2 protein-coding genes and 2 pseudogenes are annotated in these 3,602 nt (G+C 64.5%); 3 read left to right on the top strand and 1 reads right to left on the bottom strand.

What is annotated here, in order from left to right:
* The 3 genes and pseudogenes from JCM19049_RS19965 to rpsA form a co-directional block, all read left to right on the top strand.
* Positions 1-715 (top strand): annotated as a pseudogene (locus JCM19049_RS19965) (GNAT family N-acetyltransferase); the annotation flags it as partial.
* Positions 618-1,424: a sterol carrier protein domain-containing protein gene (locus tag JCM19049_RS09690; protein ID WP_279402886.1), complete on the top strand. Its 807-nt coding sequence runs from the start codon at positions 618-620 to the stop codon at positions 1,422-1,424. The pseudogene JCM19049_RS19965 and the gene JCM19049_RS09690, both read left to right, overlap by 98 nt.
* A 211-nt stretch (positions 1,425-1,635) precedes the next feature.
* Positions 1,636-3,101, top strand: a pseudogene (rpsA, locus tag JCM19049_RS09685) (30S ribosomal protein S1).
* Positions 3,102-3,397: 296 nt separating this feature from the next.
* Here the strand turns inward: rpsA and JCM19049_RS19960 are convergent.
* Positions 3,398-3,602, bottom strand: a 205-nt coding sequence (locus JCM19049_RS19960) for a hypothetical protein (protein ID WP_279402885.1), incomplete at its 5' end; no start/stop codon positions are given.

Here is a 3,602-nt window from a genome sequence, read left to right as displayed (position 1 = left end):
CTGCACCACCCCCAGCACCATCCACGACTCACGGCACCATCCACGATTCGACGGGCGGCACACCCGCGCGGCCCGCACCACGTCCCATCAACCGATGGAAGGACCCACCATGGACAAGCTGCACACCGAGCACTGGCAGGCCGACCAGCTTACCGAGCAAGAAATGGAACACCTGGACCGGTTCCACCGCGCCACCGCCCGCGGCTTCCACAGTCCGGTGACCAACGAGGACGCGGCCGAGCGCTGGCGGCAGATCACCGCGGCCCAGAAAATGCGGATGTCCCTGGTCTACGATCGGGGTGCGGGCAGCCCGGCGCTGCACGAAAACGAACCGGTGCACACCTATGGCGGCTTCCCGGGCCGGCTGAACGCAGGGGCCGGAACCGACTTGCCGATCTACAAGATCACCGCCGTCACGGTCAGCCCCAGCTACCGGCGCCGCGGCATCCTGGGGCGCAGATCACCGAGGATCTGGCTACGCGAAGCAGCAGGGCTACCCGTGGGCGGCGCTGACCGCCTCGGACGCCCGGATCTACGGGCGTTGGGGCTACGGCATCGCCAGCTACGAGAACCGCTTCGCGCTGGAGTGCACCGACGGGCTGAAGCTGCGCGAGCCGTTGCCCGGGCGGGTCATGGAGGTCAGCGCCGAGCAGATCGAACCGCACTTCGACGAACTGGCCGAACGCTGCATGGCCGGCACCTACGGTTCCATTGACGCCTCGGCGTTCGACCGCGGCTACATCCTGGGCCAGCTGGACGGGTGGGAGAATCTCGCCCCGGCCAAGGACGCGCGCCTGGCCGCGCACTACGACCAGCACGGAACGCTCGACGGGCTGATCAGCTACAAGTACCAGAGCCGGGACTCCAAGCCCCGGGCCATGACGGTGCGTGGACTGCTGGCCCAGAACGCCGCCGCCCGGGTGGCCCTGCTCGAATTCCTGGGCAACCACGACCTGATCGGCGAGGTGCTTGGCGCCGGGCCGATCGATGACCCGCTGCGCCTGATGCTGGCCAACGACCGCAACTACAAGGTGGAAGAGACCCGGGACGTGCTGTGGCTGCGACTGCTGGACCCCGTCGCCGCGCTGCAGGCCCGCGCGTGGAGCCGGGACGGTTCCTTCGTGCTGGTGCTGCGTGATCAGCTGGGCCTGGCCGACGGCACCTATCAGGTGCGCATCGAGCAGGGCCGGGCGAAGGTCACGCCGAATCCCGCCACCGAACATCGGCTGCCGGAGCTGTCCATGGACGTTTCGGTGCTGCCGCGGCTCTACCTCCCAGCGCTCGGCTGGCCGATCTGGTGGACGTTGGCCTGGTGCAGTGCCGCTCAGACCGCGACCTCAACGAGCTGGAAATGCTGTTCGCCCAACCGCGCAGCGCGTTCACGCCCTACGAGTTCTAGCCCGAGCCGCGCCGGCATTGCGTAGGACGCGGCGCCGGACAATTGTGTCCAACAACACTTGCGCGGCCATCCACCGGATGTCGACGTGACTTTGACCGAGGCCTGTGCAAGCGCGTAAACTTGAAAAGTGTGTCATGCTTTGCCATGTCCACTCGCTATGCAGTACACACCTCGAAATTCCGGGACTTCCGGAGTCTCGACTGACCATAAACTATCCACATCGGAGTCCCTACTACATGACCATCACCTCGAACGAGAAGCACAGCACCCCGGTCGTTGCCATCAACGACATCGGATCTGCTGAGGACTTCCTGGCTGCCGTCGACGCCACCATCAAGTACTTCAATGATGGTGACCTCGTCGAAGGCACCGTCGTCAAGGTTGACCATGACGAAGTCCTGCTCGACATCGGTTACAAGACCGAAGGTGTCATCCCTTCCCGCGAGCTTTCCATCAAGCACGACGTTGACCCGGGTGAAGTTGTCACCGTCGGCGACAACGTCGAAGCCCTGGTCCTGACCAAGGAAGACAAGGAAGGCCGTCTGATTCTCTCCAAGAAGCGTGCTCAGTACGAGCGTGCCTGGGGCGATATCGAAAAGATCAAGGAAGAAGACGGCGTCGTTACCGGTACCGTCATCGAGGTTGTCAAGGGTGGCCTCATCCTGGACATCGGCCTGCGCGGCTTCCTGCCGGCATCGCTGGTCGAGATGCGTCGCGTTCGCGACCTGGCCCCGTACATCGGCCAGGAAATCGAAGCCAAGATCATCGAGCTGGACAAGAACCGCAACAACGTGGTGCTCTCCCGCCGTGCATGGCTGGAGCAGACCCAGTCCGAGGTTCGCTCGACCTTCCTCAACAAGCTCGAGAAGGGCCAGGTTCGCCCGGGCGTTGTCTCCTCGATCGTCAACTTCGGTGCCTTCGTGGACCTGGGCGGCGTCGATGGCCTGGTGCACGTCTCCGAGCTGTCCTGGAAGCACATCGACCACCCGTCCGAGGTTGTCGAGGTTGGCCAGGAAGTCACCGTCGAGGTTCTGGAAGTGGACCTGGATCGCGAGCGTGTCTCCCTGTCGCTGAAGGCCACCCAGGAAGATCCGTGGCAGACCTTCGCCCGCACCCACGCCCTGGGCCAGGTTGTGCCGGGCAAGGTCACCAAGCTGGTTCCGTTCGGTGCGTTCGTTCGCGTCGAAGACGGCATCGAGGGCCTGGTGCACATCTCCGAGCTGGCCGTGCGCCACGTCGAGCTGGCCGAGCAGGTTGTCTCCGTGGGCGACGAGCTGTTCGTCAAGGTCATCGACATCGACCTGGAGCGCCGCCGCATCTCGCTGTCCCTCAAGCAGGCCAACGAGGGTGTCGACCCGGAGGGTACCGAATTCGATCCGGCTCTGTACGGCATGGCCGCAGAGTACGACGAAGAGGGCAACTACAAGTACCCGGAGGCTTCGATCCGGAGTCGAACGAATGGCTGGAGGGCTTCGAGACCCAGCGCGCCGCTTGGGAAGCACAGTACGCTGCTGCCCAGGAGCGTTGGGAAGCTCACAAGAAGCAGGTTGCCGAGGCCATGAACGCCGACGCCACCGCCGAGCCGACCGCTGCCGAGCCGGCACCGGCTTCGTACTCCTCCGAGGCACCGGCTTCCGATTCCGGAACCCTGGCTTCGGACGAGGCACTGGCTGCCCTGCGCGAGAAGCTGACCGGCAACTAATTGCCGCGTAGCGTCCAGCGCTAGCTGAACGACGGCGGTTTGTCCCTGATACCAGGGGCAAACCCGCCGTCGTCGTTTAATCGGACGCCTCGTGCCACCGCGGCGGGCTGCGCAGCTCCTCCAAAATGTTGACGAGCCGCGCCGCAAAGTCCTCCTTCCGGGCCTTCTTCCCCGCTTCACCAAAACTAGTCTTGATTTAGGGAACTCCCAATCAAACGGGGATCATGAACGAGAGGCAAAGGGGCCGATGGGACAGGAAAACGAGATGGCAAGTATCCTGGCGCGCACCGAGAAGGTCAGCGTCCCGTTCCGGCGCCTGAGCGAGCAGGAGTGGGGCAATGTTCCGCGCAGCATCCCCAACTGGATCTTGAGCTTGGCACCTGGCTGTCGGTACTGGGGTTGCTCATCTGGCTCATCGGCTGCCGCGGGCATGACCTGCCCTGGCTGGCGCAGGCTGGTGGGGTGCGCTCATCACCGCCGTCGGTGCGGTGGCGGTGATGG

The organism is Arthrobacter sp. JCM 19049 (assembly GCF_001310435.1).
This window is presented reverse-complemented; position numbering and strand designations above follow the sequence as displayed.